This is a genomic window from Marinobacterium zhoushanense (assembly GCF_014641945.1).
In the GTDB taxonomy this organism is placed as follows: domain Bacteria; phylum Pseudomonadota; class Gammaproteobacteria; order Pseudomonadales; family Balneatricaceae; genus Marinobacterium_D; species Marinobacterium_D zhoushanense.
Genome location: NZ_BMIJ01000001.1, coordinates 252,372 through 272,295 on the forward strand (window position 1 = coordinate 252,372; position 19,924 = coordinate 272,295).

A 19,924-nucleotide genomic window follows, 5' to 3' on the forward strand; every position below is an offset into this window, starting at 1 on the left:
CTCCCGCGGTTACCAATAATAGTAGAGCGATACTGCCGCCAGCAGCGTCAACGGAAGCATCAGTATCAGCGCCTTCAGATCGCCGAGCACACGCTGAAAGATCAACAGATGCACTATCGGGAAGGTAATAAACATACAGGACAGCGGTATCCACCAATGCAGTTTCAGAAAGCCAAACGCCATCGCACCCAGCAGAGTAAGCGCGCCGAAGTTCCCTGCCATGATCACCGTGATCTGCCCATTCGGCTTCTGCATGAACGCAGGCCGCTTCTCCTGGGGCTGCTTGTTCAACGCCCCGGCACTGAGCGCTGCGGACATCGATACGATTCCCGCGAAAAGAAAGATGTAGAGTGGTTCGGCCATGGCGCCTCCTTGTGTATGAGTCGCCAATTGTAACGGCAGATAGCAACAGATGATATTTCAGCAGGCATCGGCTAACGGCCAAAAATGGTAAACTGGCACCCTTGATTCACCCGACTTTTCATTCACCACTATTAGCGTTCCCCCTATGCCCGAATTTCTTGTTGATGAAGCTATCGAAGACTACGCCTACCTGCAAACCAGTGCCGAACCGCCGCTGTTGCAGGAACTGATCGATCAGACCAACCTGAATATGGGCTGGCCACAGAAGCTCTCCGGCCGTCTGGTGGGCCGTACGCTGAAGCTGCTGTCGGCGATGGTCAGGCCAAAACAGGCACTGGAGATCGGCATGTTTACCGGCTATTCGGCGCTGTCTATCGCCGAGGGGATGCCGGACGATGGCCGCCTGGTCTGCTGCGAAACCAACCCTCGTGCCATCGAATTCGCCCAGGGTTTTTTCGACCGCAGCGAACATGGCCATAAGATCGAAGTGATCTTCGGCCGAGCCCTGGAAACCATTGAGAAACTGGACATGGCACTCGACTTCACCTTTATCGATGCCGACAAACGCAACTATCTTAACTACTATGAGCGGGTCAAGGAGATGACCCGTCCAGGTGGGCTGATCGTGCTCGACAATGTGCTCTGGTCCGGCAAGGTGTTGCAGCCCGAGTCGGAGATCGACGATATTCTGGTGGAGACCAACCGCCGAATCGCCGCCGATCCGGACGTGGAGAATGTATTCTTGACCCTGCGCGACGGTCTGAACGTGGTACGCAAAAAGGATTGATACCCACGACAGGGAGACGAGATGCGAAAACTGCTGTGGTTACTGCTACCCGTCCCCCTGCTACTCCTGTTGCTGTATATTGCCCTGCCCTACGTTGCCCGCTCATTGATCGAACAGTGGCTTAGCGACCAGGGCTTTCACACCCCAAGGATAGAGCTAACCCACCCCGGCTGGAGCAGTCTCGAAATCCCCTCCCTGTCGCTGTCGCAGCGAGGTGATGAGCGCCAGATCAATCTGCAGGCAAGCGACATCAGCATCCTGTTTGATCCAGGACGGCTGTTGCTGAACCGTGAAATCAGTGAGATCCGCATCCCTCGCGTGCAGATCGAGATCACCGCCGAGCGCAGTATTGAAGCCAGGATTGAGACCAGCGCGGCCGAAAACTTTGACCTCAACCAAGTGCCACCGACGCTGCTGTTCCAGTACGCACCTGCCCGCCGCCTGGTCATTGGCGAGGCCCAAATCGACTACCAAGCCCCTGACCAACCCAGCCTGAATGCGCGGGGCAATATCGACCTCACGCGTGAGCAGCTGCTCAGTCGCATGCAGCTGGATATAACGCCGCAACAGCAGGAGACCCTGGCACCGGTCTACCTGGACCTGCGGCTGCAGTCGGATCAACAACTCAGTCTGGCGCTGCTGCGTAACAACATGCTCATGGCGCAAGTCAGCGGCAAATTGAATACTGAAGGGAGCACATGGGGCGCAGCGCTTAGCAGCAATATCGAGCTGATCCCGTTACAGCAATGGTTGCAATCCCTGCTACCGAACTATCCCGTTGCCCTGACCGAAGGGCGCTTGGATGCGCAACTGACGACACACTGGCCGGCTCAACTGCCACTGGATGGCACGCAACTGATTCAGGCCCTATCTGCGGAGCTTTCCTCAAACCTGAGCCTGCGAAGCGGTGCGCTCTCGATCGATGAAATCGAAGCTGAGCATGGCGATCTGGAGCTGACTGCCCATGCCTCCCTGTCCGCCTCCGAACTGCAGCTACGGGTCCTGCCCGGTAGCAGTGTCGGGGGAAAGGCGGTCCATGCACCCGGCTGGGCCGTACAGGATATCCGCCTGCGGCTGGAGCGGCCATTTGAGCTGGTTCACTCGCTCGACGGAGCCCGAACTGAACCCGGTCCGATCCAGCTGGTGGTGACGCCGGAGGGTATGGAGCTGGATGGGGTGGACTCGCTCTCACTCTCGCCGCTTGAGGTCGGGCTGCAGATCCAACCAGTCCCCCTGGGTGTGGAATTCCGGCTCAACAGCAAAAAGCTGGATCTGGCGGTTGCCGGCAAGCAGCTGCCGAGCATTGCCACTCAACTGTCAGGTCAATGGCATCCCGACACAGCTCGCGGCACCCTGCGACTGCAGACCCAGACTCCCGAGACAGAGCTGAATGCCGACTGGCGGCTCTCCGCTACCGATTTCCACGCCGACTGGCGGGCCTCCCCGCTGAACCTGCCCAGCCTGCAGCCCCTGCTGCGGCAATGGCTGGCAGCCTGGCCCTCAGACCTGGTGCTGAATCGCGGTGAACTCAGGCTCAGCGGCCAACTGACCGGTCCCTCCCCCGGCGACGCCGCCGTGTCGGCAGCGGTCGCCCTGCGCAGTACCGATCTGACCTGGGCCGACCATATCGAGGCAGAGGGTGTCGATGCCGACCTCGATGTGCAGTACCGGCGCAACGGCAGCCTCAGTTCCGGCGGCGTAGTGCATGCCGATCTGCTGCGCACCGGCATCGATATCCGCGATACGCAGCTGGCTTACCGCTATCGCCAGAACCGGGACGGTAGTGCGCAGATGACCACCCAACCCTTGACGCTGAACCTGCTCGGCGGGAGGATCGAGCTTCCGGCAATCACCTTTGACCCAACGGCACCCAGTTTCGAAACCACGGCAACGCTGGAGCAGATTCAACTCAGCGAAGCGCTGCGCCTGTATCAACAACCGGGCCTTACCGGCGAAACGGCGCTAAGCGGTACCTTACCGATCAGGATCAAGGGCCAGGATATTGAGATCAGCAACGGTCATATCAGTAGCACTACCCCCGGCTGGATCCGCTATCAACCCAGCACAGAGTTGGAACTGGCAGCACAATCCAATCCGGGCCTGCAACTGGCGCTGTCGGCCCTGAGCAACCTGCAACTGGATCAGCTTGATCTGGGTGTTCACTACACGCCCAACGGCGATCTGGAACTGAACAGCCGCCTTCAGGGTCAGAACCCGGACTGGCAGCAGGGGCGCCCGATCGATATTACGCTCAATATCGAGGAGAACCTGTTACAGCTGTTAAGATCGCTGCAGATATCACAACGGATCGGTGAGTCACTGCAAAAGCAGCTGACACGCTGAGCCTTAAGACCCTATTAAGCTCGGCCATGAGACCCTGTAGATGACGAATTCAATAATTGCGGAGGAGTACCGACTATGCTGAAACAAGGTTCGTTCTGGCTCGCTCTGCCAATTGCGCTGCTAATGACAACCGCCTGCACACCAACGGTGCAGATTGCCGCTCCCTCGGACCCGATCACCATCAACCTCAACGTCAAGATTGAACACGAGATTCTGGTCAAGGTGGACAAGCAGATCGACACGCTGCTTGAAGAGAACAGCGATCTATTCTGAGAAAGGAAAGCATCATGAAAGTTATTAACCTGCGCGCGACATTGGCTGCTCTGCTGATTCTGCTGGCGAGCCCCGTCTTTGCTCTGACCCTGGATGAGGCCAAAGCCCGCGGCCTGGTTGGCGAGCAGAGCAGCGGTTATCTTGGAGTCGTGACCGGCAGCCCGAGCGGCGAGGTGAAGGCGTTGGTCGACGATATCAACGGCCAGCGCAAAGCGCTGTATATCGAAAAGGCGAAAGAGGCCGGCGTAGAGCTGAAGATCATGGAGCTGCGCACCGGCGAGCGGTTGATCAAGCGCGCCGCCGACGGTGAGTATGTGCGCACCCCCGACGGCAAGTGGCTCAAGAAGTAAGCCGTGTCTGCCAAGTATGCCGCGCTTGCCTGTGCTCTGCTGCTGGGCACGGCACCGACAATGAGCCGGGCTCAGCCGGGCGACGACAGTTGGACACTGAATCTGTATCTGGAGAATGACCTGTTCGCCGATACCGACCAGCAGTACACCAATGGCGTTAGAGCGTCCTGGGTCTCGCCGGTGATCGACAGCTTTATCGATGATCCGGCGATTCCCGCCTGGATACGTAGCGCCAACCGGACACTGAGCGTGCTCGATCCGCAGCCGGCCAAGTTCGAGAAGGAGCCTAGCCGCCGACTGATCATCACCCTCGGCCAGCAGATGTATACCCCGGCCGATAGGGAACGCACCACGCTCGATCCCGACGACCGCCCCTACGCCGGCTGGCTATACCTTGGCTTTGGCTACCATACGCAGACGCGGCACAAGCTCAACTCCTTCGAGGCCAACCTGGGTGTGGTCGGCCCCTGGTCACTGGCGGAGGAGAGCCAGAACCTGATACACGACCTGCGCGGTTTCAAGAGATTCAAAGGCTGGGACAATCAGCTGCACAACGAGCCCGGCATTCAGCTGATCTATGAGTACAAGCAGCGCCTGTTGTTTGGTGGTCTGTTCGACAACTTTCAGCATGACCTGATCGGCCACGCGGGCGGTAGTCTCGGTAACGTAGCCACCTACCTGAATACCGGTGCCGAATACCGCATCGGCTACAACCTGCCACTGGATTTCGGCACCTCGGCCCTGCGTACCGGTGGCGACAACAGCACCCCGATGTCGGTGGATCCGAGACTGCACAACGAGTGGGGTATCCACACATTTCTGTCGTTGGACGGCCGCTGGGTGCTGCGCGACATTTTCCTCGACGGCAACAGTTTCCGCGACAGCCACTCGGTGGATAAAGAACCTCTGGTCGGTGACGCGGCATGGGGCGTGGCCGCCACCTGGAATCACTGGAAACTGTCGTTGGCGCGCTACTACCGTAGCGAACAGTTCCGTGACCAGGACGGGAGCCACAAGTTTGGCTCCATCGCCCTCTCCTACTCGTTCCGCCCCTAGCCCTCGGACGACAGCGAATGCAGACGGCGCCACTTAATGAACTGATCTGGCAGATCGTCGCCTCGATTCCCGAGGGCAAGGTAGCAACCTACGGCCAGATCGCCACGCTGGCCGGTTACCCCAACCACGCACGCTATGTCGGCACAACGCTAAAAAAACTGCCCAAGGATACGGGTCTGCCCTGGCATCGCGTGGTCAACGCCAGGGGAGAGTCCTCGTTCCCCAAGGGCAGCGATGCCTATAAACGACAGATGGAGCGATTGGAGGCTGAGGGCGTTATCTTCCGTAACGGCAGACTGTCTTTCAGCCGGTACGGTATAGAACAACGCCCTTAGGTTCTGAAGCGTTACAGTTCGGCGTTTTCGCGGTCCAAGAGTGCTGCCGGCTCATTCTCGGCCACCGGCAATACCGCATCGATCAGTCGCGACAGGTTGTCATCGTACTCCTGTTGCTGCTCATCAGGGGCACCGAGGTAACGGCTGTCCTGCTGGATCAAACCGGACAGCAGCTCGCGGCCGAACTGACCAGGCGCGCTGAGGAAGCCCAGCGAGGGAGCGCCAACGCTCTCCGCCAGCGCCTTCATCAGATGTCCGAGGCGAAGTCCCGGACGGTCCTGGGGCTGATCCAGCTGCTGCATCTGTTCATAGCTCGACGCACTGGCATACTGACGGCTGTAACTCATGGTCAGACTCATCGAGGCCAGCTCAGAGCTGTCGAAATTGAGACCCGCACTCTGTTCAAATGCTTTCTGCACATCGCCGTCGAAGAACTCATCGGCGAGATTGGAGACATCCTTGATCAGGTTGTTCAGTGCGTCGATCTCGCCCTCATCCAGATCACCCTCGATGCTGAAACGATATTCGCTACGCTCGGAACGGCTGAGGCTGAAACTCGCAGCCAGTCCGCTCTCATCGCTCTGCAAAGCCAGGGAACTCTCCTGCTGCAGGTTGCGCGAGAAGCGAACGGTCACGGCATCCCCATCCTGGGTGCGGATGGTCAGCTCCATGTCTTCGGCATTACTGAAACGCTCGACGATCCCTAAACGAATACTGTCGCTGGAGAAGACAGGCGCATTGCCGCCCGGGGCAATTGCGGCCAGCGCGTCACGCGTCGCGGTCTCGGTTTCATCCACCTGAGCGGCGATCGCGCCCTGCAATACGCCGAGTTGATCGAGTACTTCACGCGCTTCGGCAAACCCCGCCTCGGCCCCCTCCAGTGCGGACTGGTAGAGCTTTTTCAGCTGCTCATCACTGGCCCCGCGCTGTGCAGCGGAGGCCAGTCCTGCGGCCACGAAATCACTGATGCGCGTAGCAACTTTTTCCGGCGTGAAGTCGGCACCGTTGAGCGCTTTCAGCTCATCACTGCCCATCTCGGGAATATTCTCGGCCAACTTACCGAGCAGTGTATCGATCGCCTGACGCTGCCCGTTCGGCGACGCGGTGTCGGCACTACGATTGACAACCGGGGTCTGGGTCTGAGACTGAAGACCCGACGAGGGAAAGTAGATATTGACCACGGCAAGCTCCGCGAATTTAGAGTTTACAGATTTCAGTCTAGCCTGTGCCAAGCGCTGAGGGAGCAGACCGAATACAACAATCTGGTTATCGGTTAACCAGCAGAAAACTTTAATACGTTTGTTTAGAAAATACACCCTTCAGGCTTTGCTTGTCAGCGGCCCCCATCGAATAGTAATTTCAACCGATTAGTCAGCATCAGGAGAATAAGGACAATGCCCATTGCCCCCAATATTGAGATTATCGAAGCAGACCTGGGGTTGGCCGAGCAAGCAGATGCGTTCAGGCAGTTAATAAACGAATACGCCAAGGACCCCATGGGCGGTGGTGAGCCGCTGCCGGCAGATATCCTTGAGCGCCTGCCGCTGGCTCTGGCGCAGCGCGACGACAGCTATACCCTGATCGCATACTCTGATGGCAAACCGGCCGGGCTGCTCAACGCCTTCGAGGGCTTCTCCACCTTCGCCTGCGCCCCGCTGCTCAATATTCACGATGTGATAGTCGCCAGCGCCTATCGCGGCAAGGGGCTTGCGGATCAGCTGCTGGAAGCCGCGGAAGGGATCGCCCGCCGTACCGGATGCTGCAAATTGACGCTCGAGGTACTGGAGCACAACAGCCGTGCTCAGACGGTCTACCGCCGCTGCGGTTACGCAGGTTACGAGCTTGATCCGAACTCCGGCCGGGCGTTGTTCTGGCAGAAGGTACTGAACGCTTAGGCCAGCGGATCCAGTTCACTGGGGGTCAGGTCGGCACTGCCGGCATCGCCGGTGAACCAGAGCTGGCCATCCTGAACGGTACACTGCAAACGCATCTGCCGAGCCGCCAGCTCCGTCAACGCCGCACTCTCCGCTTCAGCGATCCGCAGTACACGCAGGTTGTCAAACCGGGTCAGCGAGCGGCGTACCCCCTGCCACCAGGGATCGACCTGTTGTTCACTGCCGTAGACCAGCAGTATTACCTCCTGGGCACGAGAGCAGGCCTTGCGCAGCCGCTTCTCGCTGGGCAAGCCCACCTCGATCCAGCGCTCGATATCGCCGTTCGGCGCATGCTGCCAAAGATCGGGTTCATCGTCGACACACAAACCGCGGGTAAAGCTCAGCGCCTCATCGGCGAACAGCACGAACGCCAGCAAACGCATCATCAACCGCTCTTCGGTCTCCGATGGATGCAGGGCCAGTGTCAGCGAATAATCGGCGTAATGGTTCCGATCAAGATCGGAAATATTCAGCATCGCTTTATAAATAGTTGATTTCAGTGCCATCTGAGTGTTGATCCTGAGGTTCGCGCAAGCCAGTATTATACTAGTCTGAAAGTCATATTAGGGTTGCGAAGCGGAAGGATAGCGCCATGCCACCTCTATGGATACTGATATTTGCGCTGGGGCTATTGTGGTCCGGCTGGGATCCGAAGGATCGTCTGACCTGGCTTCTTGAGGTCGCCCCGGCTCTGGCCGCGCTTGTCTTGCTGTGGAGCACACGCTTGCGCTTTCCGCTTACACCACTGGTCCTTTGGCTGGTGCTGCTCCATAGCCTGATATTGATGGTTGGCGGCCATTACACCTACGCCGAGGTACCGCTGTTCGACTGGATAGCCGAATGGCTTGGCCAGAGTCGCAACAACTACGACAAGGTGGGACATCTTGCTCAGGGTTTCATACCCGCCCTGTGCGCGCGTGAAGTGATGCTGCGCCTGAATCTTGTCAATGGCCGCTTCTGGGTGGCGTTCTTTGTCGTCTGCTTCTGCCTCGCGCTCAGTGCCTTTTACGAGCTGATTGAGTGGTGGGTGGCGCTGGCGTCGGACGAGGCTGCCGATGCCTTCTTAGGTACCCAGGGCTACGTCTGGGACACCCAGTCCGACATGCTGATGGCGCTGATCGGAGCCGTGCTCGCACTGATCACGCTACACCGCTATCATGACCGCCAGCTGGCGCAGCTCGCCCGCTATCCCGTGCTCCCATCCACCGATTCTGCGTGACCGACGATGAGCGAAGAGATCACCCAGCGCATAGAGCAGCTTATCCGTAGCGAAGATGAGGTCGACGCTAACCTCTACGCCGAGGTATCGGAAGATCTGGAGCCGGACCAGCTCGCATTGCTGCTGGAATCCCTGCCGCGTGAAGCACGTGCCGATTGCTGGGCCCAGGTACCGGTTGAGCAACGTGTGGATGTGCTGGTCGAGATGCGTACCGAAGCACGGGCATCGCTGCTGCGTGACTTCGATAGCCAGGCACTGGATCAACTGATCTCGGACCTGGACGCGGAAACCCTTATCGAGCTGGCTGAATCCTTGCCTGGCGATGTAGTCGATATCGCTTTGGCTCGCATGGACGAGCGCCAGCGCGAGCACTACGAACGGTCGGCACAGTACGCTGAAAACGCCATCGGTCGTTACGTCGATCATCAGCTGCTGATCCTGCCGCAAAACAGCCGGGTGCGCGACGCCGTGCGCTTGCTGCGTCGCGAGACTCCGCTGCATACCCAGCACCTATGGCTGGTCGACCGCACCGGTCGCTATGCCGGAGCGGTGGAGACCCACGCCCTGTTCGGCCAACCCGACCATCTTTCGCTGGTAGAGCTTGAGGACGAGGAGTTTGAGCCCCTGCAGGCTACCACTTCACTGCGCGATGCCAGCGAGGCGTTCGAGCATGCGGAGGTCAGCGCCCTGCCGGTAGTCGACGAGAGCAACCGATTGCTTGGCCGGATGACCCAAACCCTGGCCCTCGAGCTGCTTCACGAACACTACGAAAGCAAACTGATGGCCAGCGCCGGTCTCGACGAGGAGGAGGACCTGTTCGCCCCGGTAATGCGCAGCTCACGCCGTCGCGCCACCTGGCTCGGCATCAACCTGCTTACCGCGTTTCTGGCCTCCTGGGCGATCGGTCTGTTTGAAGGCACCCTGCAACAGGTGGTCGCGTTGGCGGTGTTGATGCCGGTGGTCGCGTCGATGGGCGGCATCGCCGGTAGCCAGACACTGACCCTGATCATCCGCGGTCTGGCGCTGGGCCAGATCAGCGCCGCCAATATCAAGCCGCTGCTGCGCAAGGAGCTTAGCGTAGGCGGTCTTAACGGCGTACTGTGGGCGCTGGTGATCGGATTTGTGGCCGCCTACTGGTTTTCGAGCCCAGGCATTGGCCTGGTGATATCGCTGGCGATCGTCGTCAATATCGCCGTCGCGGCACTGTCCGGGGTCATGGTGCCGGTACTGCTGCAGAGGCTGAAGATCGACCCGGCCCTGTCCGGCTCGGTGATCCTGACCACGGTCACCGATGTGGTCGGGTTTGTTGTATTCCTGGGACTGGGCTCGCTGTTCCTGACCTGACCGGTTGATTTAGCTGCCACTCTTATCCTGACCGCCAACCAGTCTCACCGAAGCCCCATTGCCACTGGGATTTAGCTCCGCATCCTCGCCCTTCTGCTCCGCCTTGTTCAGGTACATGGCGCGATCGGCCTGGCTGAGCAGTTGACCCGCACTGGGGTAGTTATCCGGACCCGCCTGGGCAATTCCAATACTGAGCAGAATAGTGTCATCCACCTCCGCCAGGGCATCGACCAGGCGGCTAACGCAGATATCCCGCGCCTGCTCGGCATTGCAACGCGGCAGAATGATACAGAACTCGTCACCGCCGTAGCGGAACGCACTATCCTCGATTCGCGAAACCTGCAGGATCGAGCGCCCCACATTGCGCAGTATCTCATCGCCCCGCTGATGGCCTTCGGTATCATTGAACAGTTTGAAGTCATTGATATCGATGTAGATCAGACTCAGCATCTCCTGCCGATTTTCCGCCATGCGCAGATAACGGGTCAGAGCCTCGTTGAGATAACGTACTGACTGCAGCCCGGTCAGCGGGTCGGTTCGTGCCATCCGCTCCAGCTGGTGGGTACGCTCACGAACCTTCTCCTCCAATATGCGCGCGTACTCTTCCGATTTCTCACGCGATGCCTCGATCTCCGATAGCAGGCTGCGAATATAGGTTTCGAATACCAGCGTGATATCGAACATAAACACCTTTTCCAAAGCCGAGAGGGTATCGGCACGCACTTGGATATCGGCAATATGGCGACTCAGATGATCGCTGAGTAAACTTTTCAGGGTATAGACGGCGGACAGATACAGCTTGGTATCGACGCCGATCCGCTTGTGCACCAAGCCGATGCGCAGACGGTTGTTGACGTACTCGATATCGTAGACGCCGCTGAACAGGTCCAAAATATAGCGCTGCTGGGCGGTGCGCAGGCGCTTCAGCGTATCGGCATCACCGATCAGCAACGCAATCTCGGGGGTATTGGTCTGCATCTCGTAGAAGGTATCGACGATGCCGCCGAGTCCTGCTTCGACAATCTTGCGCGCATCCACGATCAGCTTGATATCGCGCTCGGTGATCATGAACAGGCGCTGACGATTTTCTATCTCGAACTCGGTGATCCGCAGCTGTTCCAGCAACGTCTGGTCTGTCTGCTTCATTTAGCTTCCCTCTCGTTAACGATCCCTTTCGCTAAACCGAGCGTTGCCCGGCCTCATTAACCAGCAAACTTCGCCAACATATCCGACTGTTTTTATAGGGTATACCAGCTTGTCATGAAATTGGCCAGCGTTTCCACCTTGGTATCCCGACAGTTGCTGACCGATTGAGCGCGTTACAATTGTGGCGGAGATGAAGCGCGTTCACATTAACTGCAGAAGATTTCATCATATAACTAAAAGATCTGAATTCGTTTCACATTTATAATGCATGCCAGCTAAACGAGAGAATGGACAACCACCATGCATCAGAGCCTGCGCGACAAATTTGCCGACCCCAGCCGGGGTGTCTACTTCATCGGAACCACGCCGCCACGGGATAGCACCAGCGACGAGAAGATGCGGGAGATCGCCGGCAAACTGCTGTCTCGGCTAGCCGCTCTGGAGTTTGACGGGCTGATCATCTACGACATTCAGGATGAGAGCGCGCGTATCGATACTCCCCGTCCCTTCCCGTTCAAGGAAACGCGTGATCCGAGGGAGTACTCACGTCTGATTGCCGATCTATCCAATCGGGAGACGATCACTTATAAGAGCGTGGCGCAGCGTGATCGCGCGGATTTCGAGCGCTGGTTGGATGAAGCCTGGAACGAGTTCGGTTTACGCAACCTGGTCCTGGTCGGCAGCCCCTCGTCGGAAGGCGATATTCGCCTGACGCTGCCGCAGGCATACGCCGCGCTGAACGAACACCAATACCCCTTCTATCTCGGCGGCGTCACCATCGCCGAACGTCATGCATTGAAGGGCAACGAACATGAACGGCTGATCAACAAGCAGACCAACGGCGTGGAGTTTTTCGTCTCCCAGGCGGTCTACAACCCTCAGGCAACCATCGATCTGCTGGCAAGTTACGCACGCAGCTGCCGTGAGCAGGGGATCACCCCCAAACGCATCGTGCTCACCTTTACCCCCTGCGGCAGCGCGCAGACACTGGAGTTCATGGAGTGGCTGGGTATCTCGGTACCGGCGGCAACTCGCTGGCGTATTCTGGATGCGGATAACCCGCTGGCGGAGTCGATCCGTATCTGTCAGAACAGTCTGGATCAGATTGTGGAAGCCTGTGTCCCGCTCGGTTTGCCGCTTGGGCTCAATATCGAGAGTCTGACCAACCGTAAAGAGGAGATCGATGCGTCGATTCAGCTCTATCGTCTGCTCAAGGCAACGCTGGACCTGAAACTGGCTGAGCAGCAGCTGAAGGGTTAATCGGGCTCCCGCTCCTGCGAGGTCAATGACTCAATCAGGTCATCGGCCTCCATCTTCTGCTGCGCCAGTAGCGCTTCGCGCCTGGCCTTCAACTCTTCATATCGTTCCGGTTCCCAGATAATCAGATTGCGCTCAAAATCGATGCGATATTGCACCTGACGCAGAAAATCCATGCCCAATAAACCGTCGTGGTTGGAGCGTCCTACCGGGTCGATCACCATCGCCCGCGCCGACTTGATCTTGAACGGTCCGATCTCGATCCGATCAAGGTTGATCGCATGCACGTCGATCACCTCGCCACTGGCCACCCTGGCATGCCCCGCCCGGTAAGTGGACCCGTTCAGCCCCTTCAGCGCTTCACGGTGAAACACCGTACCCGAAGCCCCGGTGTCGAGCAGCATATGGGTATCCGCCCGCCGGGCGCCATACACCGCCCTGACCGGCAGAATCACACCGTTGCCGATCACCTTGACCGACGTTTCCAGCTCGGCAATCGCTTTCTCGACAGAGGCCAGTGAACTGTCGATCTGCCGACGCAGGTTGTTCAGTTGCTGCTCTTGCGGTGACCTCTCCTGACGACTGTTCATCGCCCCCGTCTCATTGCGGGTTTCCACCTGATCACGGTATTGATGCGGGATCTGGCTCTCGCGATTCACGTAGACCTTGCGCCCACGGTCATCGACATAGTGGTAGATCTCCGCCACCGCCGGCAGAGAGATCGCGGCAACCAGCAGCGCCGGCAACAGCCGCGACAAGACGCGGCCACTCGCCAGTAATGCGCTACCGCGTCCGACGGTTTCAGCCACCGGCCAGCTTGACCTTGAATCCTTCGGATTCAAGCAGTTGTTTGATCGGTTCACGATGATCTCCCTGTATCTCGAGTACGCCATCCTTGAGCGCGCCTCCGGTGCCGCAGCGCTGTTTCAAGCGTTTAAGCAGTGCTTTGAGTTCCTGTTCCGTCAGCGGTACGCCGCTGATTGTGGTAACCCCCTTACCCTTGCGGCCAGAGGTTTCACGGCGAATGCGCACGATGCCATCCAACGCCGCCAGGCGTTGCTGGTCAGCCAGTTCGTCGCAGATACAAGCCGCCAGCTCCTTACCGCACTCGGGACAGAGGCGTCCTTTATCGGTGGAGTACACCAGCCGGCTGAGTTGATCCTGCAGTGATGACATGTCGCAACCCTATTCTATTCCTGTTTCTGTTAGCAGACCGTTAAAGCCCGATGCCACCGCCAATCTGACGGGCCAGGTAGGTGGCATAGGTGTCGGTCATTCCACCAATGAAGTCGAGCGCACGGATATAGCACTGATACAGCGGCAGATCGGGCGTCGGCGCATGAATCCCCATCAGGCTGAGGATCTTCTGACTGCGATAGCCCAGCTCATCCGGTCCACTGCTGTGCAGCTCCCATACCGCTTCGATAAACGCCTCCAGCAGCACACCAAGTGTGGTATAGGCTCCCACCTCCAGCTCCGCCTTGCGGGTATCGGGAAACACCCGCTCCCGTGCCAGCTGCTTGGCACGCGCGATACCGTCGCGGACCATCGGATCACCGTCGCTGACCAGCTCACCATTATACTCGCCACGCATGATCGCCGGCAGGTTATCCATGAAGGCCCCTACCACCGAGTTGACCATGTTCTCCATCGCCTTGCCGCGCAGCGCCGAGATCTTGCGCCGCGCCGACGCCTGGCTGGCAAAGATCTCGTCGTCAAACTCCAGGTCGCCGCACAGCTCCAGCAGTATGGGTTTGACCTCATCGAAGCTCAAAAGATGCAGTTCGATCGCATCCTCCAGGTCGAGGATGGCGTAACAGATATCGTCGGCAGCCTCCATCAGGAAAGCCAGCGGGTGGCGGCTCCAGCAGTTTTCGTCGAGCCTGATCAGGCCCAGCTCCCGCGCCAGGGCATTGAGAATTTCGACCTCGGTCTGGAAGCAGCTGAACTTGCCTTTCTTGCCGCCACGCTCGGCGGTCCAGGGGTACTTCAGCAGGGCACCGAGTGTGGGGTAGGTCAGGCGCAGTCCGCCATCGAACAGGTTGTTCTCGATACGGGTCACCACGCGGAATCCCTGGGCGTTACCCTCGAAGGTCTGCAGGTCCAGGCGTTCCCCCGCGCTGAGCCGGTCAAATCGGGGATCATCGCTGCGACGACGAAACCAGTCCCGTATGGCGTACTCTCCGGCGTGCCCAAAGGGCGGATTGCCGATATCGTGCGCCAGGCAGGCGGACTGCACGATCATACCGATATCGTAGGCGCTGACCCAGGTCGGCAGCTGATCGGCAATCAGCTCGCCGACACGAATACCCAGGCTACGGCCGAGACTGCCCACCTCCATGGAGTGGGTCAGCCGGGTGTGGATATGGTCGTTGAGCGCCATCGGATGCACCTGGGTCTTGCGGCCGAGGCGGCGAAACGCGCTGGAGAAGATGATGCGATCATGATCCTTGTGAAAATGGCTGCGCCCAAGCTCCTGCTCGCTGAGCTGCTCGTGTCCGTAGCGCTTGGTGGTCAGCAGTTGGGACCACTGCATCTGCATCTCGATACCCTCTGTGCTCAATACAGCTTCCTGTATACCACACCAAGATGGGCGCGCTCATCCAGCGCAGCACAAAAGCCGGCCAGATTGCGTTGCGGCAGGGCCAGCTGCAGGGCGACGGCAGCGCCATAATCACTGCCCTCGACTCCGACGTCGAAGCGGTTGAGCAGGGCATCGATACTGCCCTGCTGATCGTAGGAAAACTCCAGCGCCACCCCGGCCATCGGTTCACGCAGCTCAAGCGGCCAGTGCGCCAGAAGCTCCTTCACCGCACCACCATAGGCGCGCACCAGACCACCGGCACCCAACTTGATGCCGCCGAAGAAACGGGTCACCACCACGCAGCAGTCGCCCACCCCCTGCCCCATCAACACGTTGAGCATCGGCTTACCTGCGGTACCCGAGGGCTCGCCATCATCATCGCTGCCCGCCGCACGCGGTTGCAGCGGTTGACCGATCACGTAAGCCGAACAGTGGTGGTTGGCGGAGGGAAAGCGCTGGCGCTGAGCTTGAATAAACGCACGCATCTCCGTTTCAGAGCCCACCGGAGTGCCGGTGGCGATGAAGCGGCTTTTCTTGACCTCGGTTTCCACCTCAAATTGGGCCGCCGGTACCCGGTAGCCCTCTTTTACAGCATTCTCCGCCACTCAATTCTCCGCACAGATCGGTTGTCGCTCGCACTCGATATGTTAAGGATTCATCCGCCGGACTGATAGTCATCAAGCGCCGTCTGCCTGGCCTGTTTGTAATCGATGATCGGCTCGGGACGTCCCCGAGCGGAGCCGGCACCAGGCCGCTGACGAGCCTTGCCCGGTTCGATATCGCGCAGTTCCGGCAGCCAGTGCGCGACGAACGTACCATTCGGATCGAACTTCTCGCCCTGGACCTGCGGATTGAAGATACGGAAATAGGGCGCGGCGTCGGCCCCCACCGAACTGCTCCACTGCCAGCCGCCCAGATTGGAGGCGAAATCGCCGTCGATCAGGTGGCGCATAAAGAAATCGGCGCCTAAGCGCCAGTCGACACGTAGCAGCTTGGTCAGGAACGAAGCCACAATCATGCGCAGTCGGTTGTGCATCCAGCCGGTATCCAGCAGTTGCTTCATCGCCGCATCGACGATGGGGAATCCGGTCTCGCCCCGACACCAGGCCTGGAAAGCCGGATCATCCTGCTGCCAGCTGATTCTCGCCTCCACCTCCGGTCGAAAGGGCTCCAGCCTGGACAGGCCCGGATAGGCCACCAGCAAGTGGCGGTAGAACTCACGCCAGATCAGTTCGTTCAACCAGCTTGAGTGAAGCCAGTCGGGATCGTCGTTCTCGGCTCGGAGGGCCGCCAGGCATTGACGTGGCGACAGGGCGCCGATACTCAGATAGGGCGATAACCGAGAGGTGCCCTCGCCGGCGGGATCGGTCTGCGGAAAATCCCGCTTGCGGGCATAGTCCTGTACCCGTTCCTGTACAAAGGTGTTCAGCCGTTCACTGACGTGCGCTTCACCCACCGGCCAGATATCCCGCCTATAGCGGATTGCACCATAGTCGAGATCCGCAGGCAGCGGCTCGCTGGCGCATACCGCCCGCCGCCTAGCCGATGGGCAGGGTATAACCGGTGAGTCGAAGTCGATCAAACGTCGACGCCAGGCGTTGCCGAATGGGGTATAAACCTTGAACATCCCCCCCTGCCCGGTCAGCACCTGACCCGGCGGAATAATCAGTTCGCCGTGAAAGGCGCGCGAACTCACCCCAACACGCTCCAGCGCACGACATACGGCGGCATCACGGTTGCGCTCGTTCAGTGGATACTCGTAGTTGAAGCAAAGCTCAGCGGCACCGAGCTGCTGCGCCAGATCAGCCAGTGCCGGGGCACAATCGGCGAAGCGCTGCAGGTGCAACACGCGTAGCGGCAGGTTCAGCCGTTCGCACTCCGGCAGCAGGGAGCGGAGCTGATCGTTCCAGAGCCCCATCCGAGCCAACGACTCACCATGCGCGTGCCAACTTTCGGGGGTCAGCGTCACCACCAGCACAACGGCTGCGTCGTCGCGACAGGCGTGGGTCAGGGCCGGGTTATCGGTCAGGCGCAGATCGTTGCGCAGCCAGACCAGACGTACAGGGGTAGTCATGTCCGAGCGTCCATAGACTTAGCGGTGTTTAGATGAAGTTGCGCAACCCCAGCTCGTGGGGGTAGGGGTTGAGATAGGTCTGCTCACAGACATATTCACTACCGTAGCGCTTCAAGTAGTGTTTGAGCAGCGCCAGCGGCACCACCAGCGGTACCTGCCCCAGTCGATACTGCTCTATCCCCTCCAGCAGCTCCTGCTTGCAGTCCGGATCCAGCGATTTTTTCATGTACCCCAGCAGGTGCATCAGCACATTGGTGTGGGTCTTACGCGATGCGCGGTGGGCCATATGCTGCATAAAGTTTTGAATATACTGCTGCATCGCCTGCTGCAGTGGCAGCTGGTGCGCTTCGGCCAGGTAGCGTCCCAGCTCACGGTAACCCTGATAGTGGTGTGCCATCAGCAGATACTTCTGTCGGCTGTGGAACTGGATCAGGTTGTGGTAACTGGGGTCGGCTTCGACACTGCGCTTCCAGTCGTCATAGGCAAACACACGGGCGATGAAGTTATCACGCAGCACCGGATCGTTCAGCCTCGCCTCCTCCTCGACCGGCAACTCCGGGTTGGCCTCGCACAACGCACGCACGAAGATGCCGGTACCGGCGGTATTGGGCATGCCGTTGGGATGGTAGACCTTGACCCGCTCCATACCGCAACTGGGGGAGCCCTTCATCAGAATATAACCGCGCAGCTCGGTAGACGATTCACCGATCTGGCGACCGTACTCGAGCAGTCTATCGGTCACATCGACTGTCGCATCCACAGTACCAAGAGCTCTGGGCTGATCATCACCCTCGGCAACCAGACGTATGGGTTCCCGCGGCACGCCGAGGCCGATCGCCACCTCCGGGCAGTAGGGGCGGTAACTGAAGCAATCGGCGAGCACTTCGAGACAATAACGTGAGCGCTTGTGACCGCCGTTGTAGCGTACCTGCTCACCGAGCAGGCAACTGCTGATCCCTACCGGGATTTTCTGTTCCAGCACCAAGGGTTTAATCTCTGCCATCTTGCTCACCGTTCGGATTGAAGACTCCCTACCCGAATTCTACAACGTCAAGGCAGGCTGTGGGATCAAACCCGGAAACGTCCGACCAGCTTGTTCAGGCGCTGCTCGATCTCAGCCATGCCGGAGGACATGGAGGTCACCTGCACAGCATTTTGCGTCGCACTCTCCGCGATATCCGCGATCTTCTGCACGTTCTGGCTGATCTCGTCGGCTACCGCAGTTTGTTGTTCCGCGGCGCTGGCGATCTGCGTATTCATCTCGGTAATCAAGCCCACCGCCTGGGTAATCCGGCCCAGTGAAGCGTTGGCGGTCGAGGCATTCTCCATGGTTTCCCGGCTTTGCAACTGGCTGGCCTCCATTACCGAAACCGCCTCACGGGTGCCACTCTGCAAGCGCTCGATCATGCGCTGAATCTCTTCCGTACTCTGCTGGGTGCGGTTAGCCAGCGTGCGCACCTCATCCGCGACCACAGCAAATCCACGCCCCTGCTCGCCGGCCCTGGCCGCCTCGATAGCGGCATTCAACGCCAACAGGTTGGTTTGCTCAGCCACGCCCTGAATGACACTGACGATCGAGCCGATTTGATCGGCATGTTCCCCCAGCCGGGTGATCACTTCGGCGGCGCGGTTCACGTCCTCGGCAAGACGAGTGATGGAGTCGATGGTCCTGGCCACAATTTTCTGGCCATCCTCGGCCTCAAGATCCGCCTCGCGCGCCGCGCCTGCCGCCTGGGAGGCACTGCCGGCAACCTGCTGTACAGCGGCCGCCATCTCATGGATCGCGGCAGCGGCGTGACCGGTTTCCTGCTTTTGACGATTGGCGTCACTATGGGATTTTTCCACGATTCCGTTCAGGCTTGTGGTCGAATCGGTCAATGCCGTGACCGCGTGCTTCACCTCTCTGATCACCTGCTGAATATTTTCGGCAAAGTCATTAAACCCCTGTGCGACCTCCGCCACCTCATCCCGACCGCCCGTGGGCAAGCGCTGGGTCAGGTCGCCCTCGCCTTTACCGATGGCATTCAGAGCGAGAGCCGTATTTTGCAGAGGGCGTACTATAATCCCGGCGGCAAACAGCGCAATCAGAATCACCAAGAGCAGGATCCCCGCGACAATGCTTGAGATCGTCAGCATGGTGCTGCTGATTTCGTCGTCAATCGCGGCTTGGCGAGCGGCAACGGCGGCGTCGACCTCATCGATATAAACGCCCGTGCCCACCATCCAACCAAAGCTGTCGATTCCCGCGGCATAGCTGAGTTTGGGCCTCACCGCGTTGACGCTGGGCTTAAGCCAGTCGTAATTGACAAAATCCCCACCGGATCGGGCTGCAGCAATCAACTCCTTGATCACGTAAACGCCATTTGGATCCTTCAGATCGATTCGGTTCTTCCCTTCAGCCGCCTGATCCACCTTGTAGGCAACAGCAGTGCCCTGGTAGTCATAGACAAAGATATAGCCATCCTTGCCGTAGCCTATCGAGCGCAGTACATCGCGCGCTTGTTCTCGCGCCTCATCGCTGCCATCCCTAACCAGGGGTGCCACCGCACTAATCGCCGCATCAACATAGTTTTTAAGCTCGGTTCTCTTGGCCTCCAGCATACCCGCGCGCGCGGCGGCCACCTCCGATTGGCCAATAACGGCCATTTCGTAGCGCACCACCAGCATGACAGCAACGGTAATCGTTAGAACGGGAAGAATGGAAAACAGCAGAAATTTGCCTTTCAGGCGAAGTGTAAGCATGTTGCGCCCGACCTCGGGTACCACCAGAGAAAGCCAACGGCCCTTGTTATGGCTTTTCCAGAACAGGAAATATTGAACCCCGCCAGCCGCTATTCGTTCCGCGAATAAGTGGTGAGT

At 59.0% G+C, this 19,924-nt stretch carries 21 protein-coding genes; 10 read left to right on the forward strand and 11 right to left on the reverse strand.

Annotated elements, in window-relative coordinates:
- Window positions 1-9: 9 nt before the first annotated feature.
- Window positions 10-363: a hypothetical protein gene (locus tag IEX40_RS01215; protein ID WP_188745288.1), complete on the reverse strand. Its 354-nt coding sequence runs from the start codon at window positions 361-363 to the stop codon at window positions 10-12.
- Window positions 364-508: 145 nt separating this feature from the next.
- On the opposite strand from IEX40_RS01215, the gene IEX40_RS01220 reads away from it, so the two are divergent.
- The 6 genes from IEX40_RS01220 to IEX40_RS01245 all read left to right on the forward strand — a co-directional run bounded on the left by IEX40_RS01220 (window position 509) and on the right by IEX40_RS01245 (window position 5,507).
- Window positions 509-1,150 (forward strand): O-methyltransferase, encoded by a 642-nt coding sequence (locus IEX40_RS01220; protein ID WP_188745289.1) that lies wholly within the window; start codon window positions 509-511, stop codon window positions 1,148-1,150.
- 21 nt (window positions 1,151-1,171) lie between these two features.
- Window positions 1,172-3,493 carry an intermembrane phospholipid transport YdbH family protein gene (locus IEX40_RS01225; RefSeq protein WP_188745290.1) on the forward strand — a complete coding sequence of 774 codons (2,322 nt, stop codon included), beginning with the start codon at window positions 1,172-1,174 and terminating at the stop codon, window positions 3,491-3,493.
- 75 nt (window positions 3,494-3,568) lie between these two features.
- Complete coding sequence (locus IEX40_RS01230) at window positions 3,569-3,766, forward strand: YnbE family lipoprotein (RefSeq protein WP_188745291.1); 198 nt, start codon at window positions 3,569-3,571, stop codon at window positions 3,764-3,766.
- Between the two features lie 14 nt (window positions 3,767-3,780).
- Window positions 3,781-4,116 carry a YdbL family probable chaperone protein gene (locus IEX40_RS01235; RefSeq protein ID WP_188745292.1) on the forward strand — a complete coding sequence of 112 codons (336 nt, stop codon included), beginning with the start codon at window positions 3,781-3,783 and terminating at the stop codon, window positions 4,114-4,116.
- A gap of 3 nt (window positions 4,117-4,119) precedes the next feature.
- Window positions 4,120-5,172: a lipid A deacylase LpxR family protein gene (locus IEX40_RS01240; RefSeq protein ID WP_229680455.1), complete on the forward strand. Its 1,053-nt coding sequence runs from the start codon at window positions 4,120-4,122 to the stop codon at window positions 5,170-5,172.
- A gap of 17 nt (window positions 5,173-5,189) precedes the next feature.
- Complete coding sequence (locus IEX40_RS01245) at window positions 5,190-5,507, forward strand: MGMT family protein (protein ID WP_188745293.1); 318 nt, start codon at window positions 5,190-5,192, stop codon at window positions 5,505-5,507.
- An 11-nt stretch (window positions 5,508-5,518) separates the two neighbouring features.
- Here the strand turns inward: IEX40_RS01245 and IEX40_RS01250 are convergent, their stop codons facing one another.
- Window positions 5,519-6,688 (reverse strand): DUF5610 domain-containing protein, encoded by a 1,170-nt coding sequence (locus IEX40_RS01250; RefSeq protein ID WP_188745294.1) that lies wholly within the window; start codon window positions 6,686-6,688, stop codon window positions 5,519-5,521.
- A 213-nt stretch (window positions 6,689-6,901) separates the two neighbouring features.
- Here IEX40_RS01250 and IEX40_RS01255 point away from each other — a divergent pair, with 213 nt between their 5' ends.
- Window positions 6,902-7,402 (forward strand): GNAT family N-acetyltransferase, encoded by a 501-nt coding sequence (locus tag IEX40_RS01255; RefSeq protein ID WP_188745295.1) that lies wholly within the window; start codon window positions 6,902-6,904, stop codon window positions 7,400-7,402.
- Here the strand turns inward: IEX40_RS01255 and IEX40_RS01260 are convergent.
- Window positions 7,399-7,947, reverse strand: coding sequence for a YaeQ family protein (locus IEX40_RS01260; RefSeq protein WP_188745296.1), 549 nt, complete (start codon window positions 7,945-7,947; stop codon window positions 7,399-7,401). The two genes, IEX40_RS01255 and IEX40_RS01260, sit on opposite strands and share 4 nt — an antisense overlap.
- 86 nt (window positions 7,948-8,033) lie before the next feature.
- Here IEX40_RS01260 and IEX40_RS01265 point away from each other — a divergent pair, with 86 nt between their 5' ends.
- On the forward strand, window positions 8,034-8,660 hold the full coding sequence (locus IEX40_RS01265) for a DUF2238 domain-containing protein (protein WP_188745297.1): 627 nt from the start codon (window positions 8,034-8,036) through the stop codon (window positions 8,658-8,660).
- Window positions 8,661-8,666: 6 nt separating this feature from the next.
- Window positions 8,667-10,004: a magnesium transporter gene (locus tag IEX40_RS01270; RefSeq protein ID WP_188745298.1), complete on the forward strand. Its 1,338-nt coding sequence runs from the start codon at window positions 8,667-8,669 to the stop codon at window positions 10,002-10,004.
- Window positions 10,005-10,013: 9 nt separating this feature from the next.
- Here the strand turns inward: IEX40_RS01270 and IEX40_RS01275 are convergent, their stop codons facing one another.
- Window positions 10,014-11,150, reverse strand: a complete 1,137-nt coding sequence (locus tag IEX40_RS01275) for a GGDEF domain-containing protein (protein WP_188745299.1) — start codon at window positions 11,148-11,150, stop codon at window positions 10,014-10,016.
- 300 nt (window positions 11,151-11,450) lie between these two features.
- Here IEX40_RS01275 and IEX40_RS01280 point away from each other — a divergent pair, with 300 nt between their 5' ends.
- Window positions 11,451-12,410 (forward strand): hypothetical protein, encoded by a 960-nt coding sequence (locus tag IEX40_RS01280; protein WP_188745300.1) that lies wholly within the window; start codon window positions 11,451-11,453, stop codon window positions 12,408-12,410.
- Here IEX40_RS01280 and IEX40_RS01285 read toward each other — a convergent pair.
- The 7 genes from IEX40_RS01285 to IEX40_RS01315 all read right to left on the reverse strand — a co-directional run bounded on the left by IEX40_RS01285 (window position 12,407) and on the right by IEX40_RS01315 (window position 19,807).
- Window positions 12,407-13,216 carry an aspartyl protease family protein gene (locus IEX40_RS01285; protein WP_188745301.1) on the reverse strand — a complete coding sequence of 270 codons (810 nt, stop codon included), beginning with the start codon at window positions 13,214-13,216 and terminating at the stop codon, window positions 12,407-12,409. The genes IEX40_RS01280 and IEX40_RS01285 overlap by 4 nt on opposite strands.
- A complete protein-coding gene (locus IEX40_RS01290) occupies window positions 13,209-13,583 on the reverse strand; it encodes a translation initiation factor Sui1 (RefSeq protein WP_188745302.1) in 375 nt (124 codons plus the stop codon). Before IEX40_RS01290 ends, IEX40_RS01285 begins: the two co-directional genes overlap by 8 nt.
- A 40-nt stretch (window positions 13,584-13,623) precedes the next feature.
- Window positions 13,624-14,949 (reverse strand): deoxyguanosinetriphosphate triphosphohydrolase, encoded by a 1,326-nt coding sequence (locus tag IEX40_RS01295; protein WP_188745838.1) that lies wholly within the window; start codon window positions 14,947-14,949, stop codon window positions 13,624-13,626.
- Window positions 14,950-14,966: 17 nt separating this feature from the next.
- Window positions 14,967-15,596 carry a YigZ family protein gene (locus IEX40_RS01300; RefSeq protein ID WP_188745303.1) on the reverse strand — a complete coding sequence of 210 codons (630 nt, stop codon included), beginning with the start codon at window positions 15,594-15,596 and terminating at the stop codon, window positions 14,967-14,969.
- 50 nt (window positions 15,597-15,646) lie between these two features.
- On the reverse strand, window positions 15,647-17,065 hold the full coding sequence (phrB, locus tag IEX40_RS01305) for a deoxyribodipyrimidine photo-lyase (RefSeq protein ID WP_188745304.1): 1,419 nt from the start codon (window positions 17,063-17,065) through the stop codon (window positions 15,647-15,649).
- 28 nt (window positions 17,066-17,093) lie between these two features.
- Window positions 17,094-18,059 carry a YbgA family protein gene (locus IEX40_RS01310; protein WP_444543214.1) on the reverse strand — a complete coding sequence of 322 codons (966 nt, stop codon included), beginning with the start codon at window positions 18,057-18,059 and terminating at the stop codon, window positions 17,094-17,096.
- Window positions 18,060-18,133: 74 nt separating this feature from the next.
- Window positions 18,134-19,807, reverse strand: a complete 1,674-nt coding sequence (locus IEX40_RS01315) for a methyl-accepting chemotaxis protein (protein WP_188745306.1) — start codon at window positions 19,805-19,807, stop codon at window positions 18,134-18,136.
- Window positions 19,808-19,924 lie beyond the last annotated feature (117 nt).

Excerpts from the sequence above, each read along its gene's own strand:
- IEX40_RS01275 (WP_188745299.1), bottom strand. The coding sequence starts at position 11,150 with ATGAAGCAGACAGACCAGACGTTGCTGGAACAGCTGCGGATCACCGAG.
- IEX40_RS01290 (WP_188745302.1), bottom strand. The coding sequence starts at position 13,583 with ATGTCATCACTGCAGGATCAACTCAGCCGGCTGGTGTACTCCACCGAT.
- IEX40_RS01295 (WP_188745838.1), bottom strand. The coding sequence starts at position 14,949 with ATGCAGATGCAGTGGTCCCAACTGCTGACCACCAAGCGCTACGGACAC.
- IEX40_RS01280 (WP_188745300.1), top strand. The coding sequence starts at position 11,451 with ATGCATCAGAGCCTGCGCGACAAATTTGCCGACCCCAGCCGGGGTGTC.
- phrB (WP_188745304.1), bottom strand. The coding sequence starts at position 17,065 with ATGACTACCCCTGTACGTCTGGTCTGGCTGCGCAACGATCTGCGCCTG.
- IEX40_RS01245 (WP_188745293.1), top strand. The coding sequence starts at position 5,190 with ATGCAGACGGCGCCACTTAATGAACTGATCTGGCAGATCGTCGCCTCG.
- IEX40_RS01315 (WP_188745306.1), bottom strand. The coding sequence starts at position 19,807 with ATGCTTACACTTCGCCTGAAAGGCAAATTTCTGCTGTTTTCCATTCTT.
- IEX40_RS01270 (WP_188745298.1), top strand. The coding sequence starts at position 8,667 with ATGAGCGAAGAGATCACCCAGCGCATAGAGCAGCTTATCCGTAGCGAA.
- IEX40_RS01235 (WP_188745292.1), top strand. The coding sequence starts at position 3,781 with ATGAAAGTTATTAACCTGCGCGCGACATTGGCTGCTCTGCTGATTCTG.
- IEX40_RS01260 (WP_188745296.1), bottom strand. The coding sequence starts at position 7,947 with ATGGCACTGAAATCAACTATTTATAAAGCGATGCTGAATATTTCCGAT.
- IEX40_RS01215 (WP_188745288.1), bottom strand. The coding sequence starts at position 363 with ATGGCCGAACCACTCTACATCTTTCTTTTCGCGGGAATCGTATCGATG.
- IEX40_RS01225 (WP_188745290.1), top strand. The coding sequence starts at position 1,172 with ATGCGAAAACTGCTGTGGTTACTGCTACCCGTCCCCCTGCTACTCCTG.
- IEX40_RS01255 (WP_188745295.1), top strand. The coding sequence starts at position 6,902 with ATGCCCATTGCCCCCAATATTGAGATTATCGAAGCAGACCTGGGGTTG.
- IEX40_RS01220 (WP_188745289.1), top strand. The coding sequence starts at position 509 with ATGCCCGAATTTCTTGTTGATGAAGCTATCGAAGACTACGCCTACCTG.
- IEX40_RS01230 (WP_188745291.1), top strand. The coding sequence starts at position 3,569 with ATGCTGAAACAAGGTTCGTTCTGGCTCGCTCTGCCAATTGCGCTGCTA.
- IEX40_RS01265 (WP_188745297.1), top strand. The coding sequence starts at position 8,034 with ATGCCACCTCTATGGATACTGATATTTGCGCTGGGGCTATTGTGGTCC.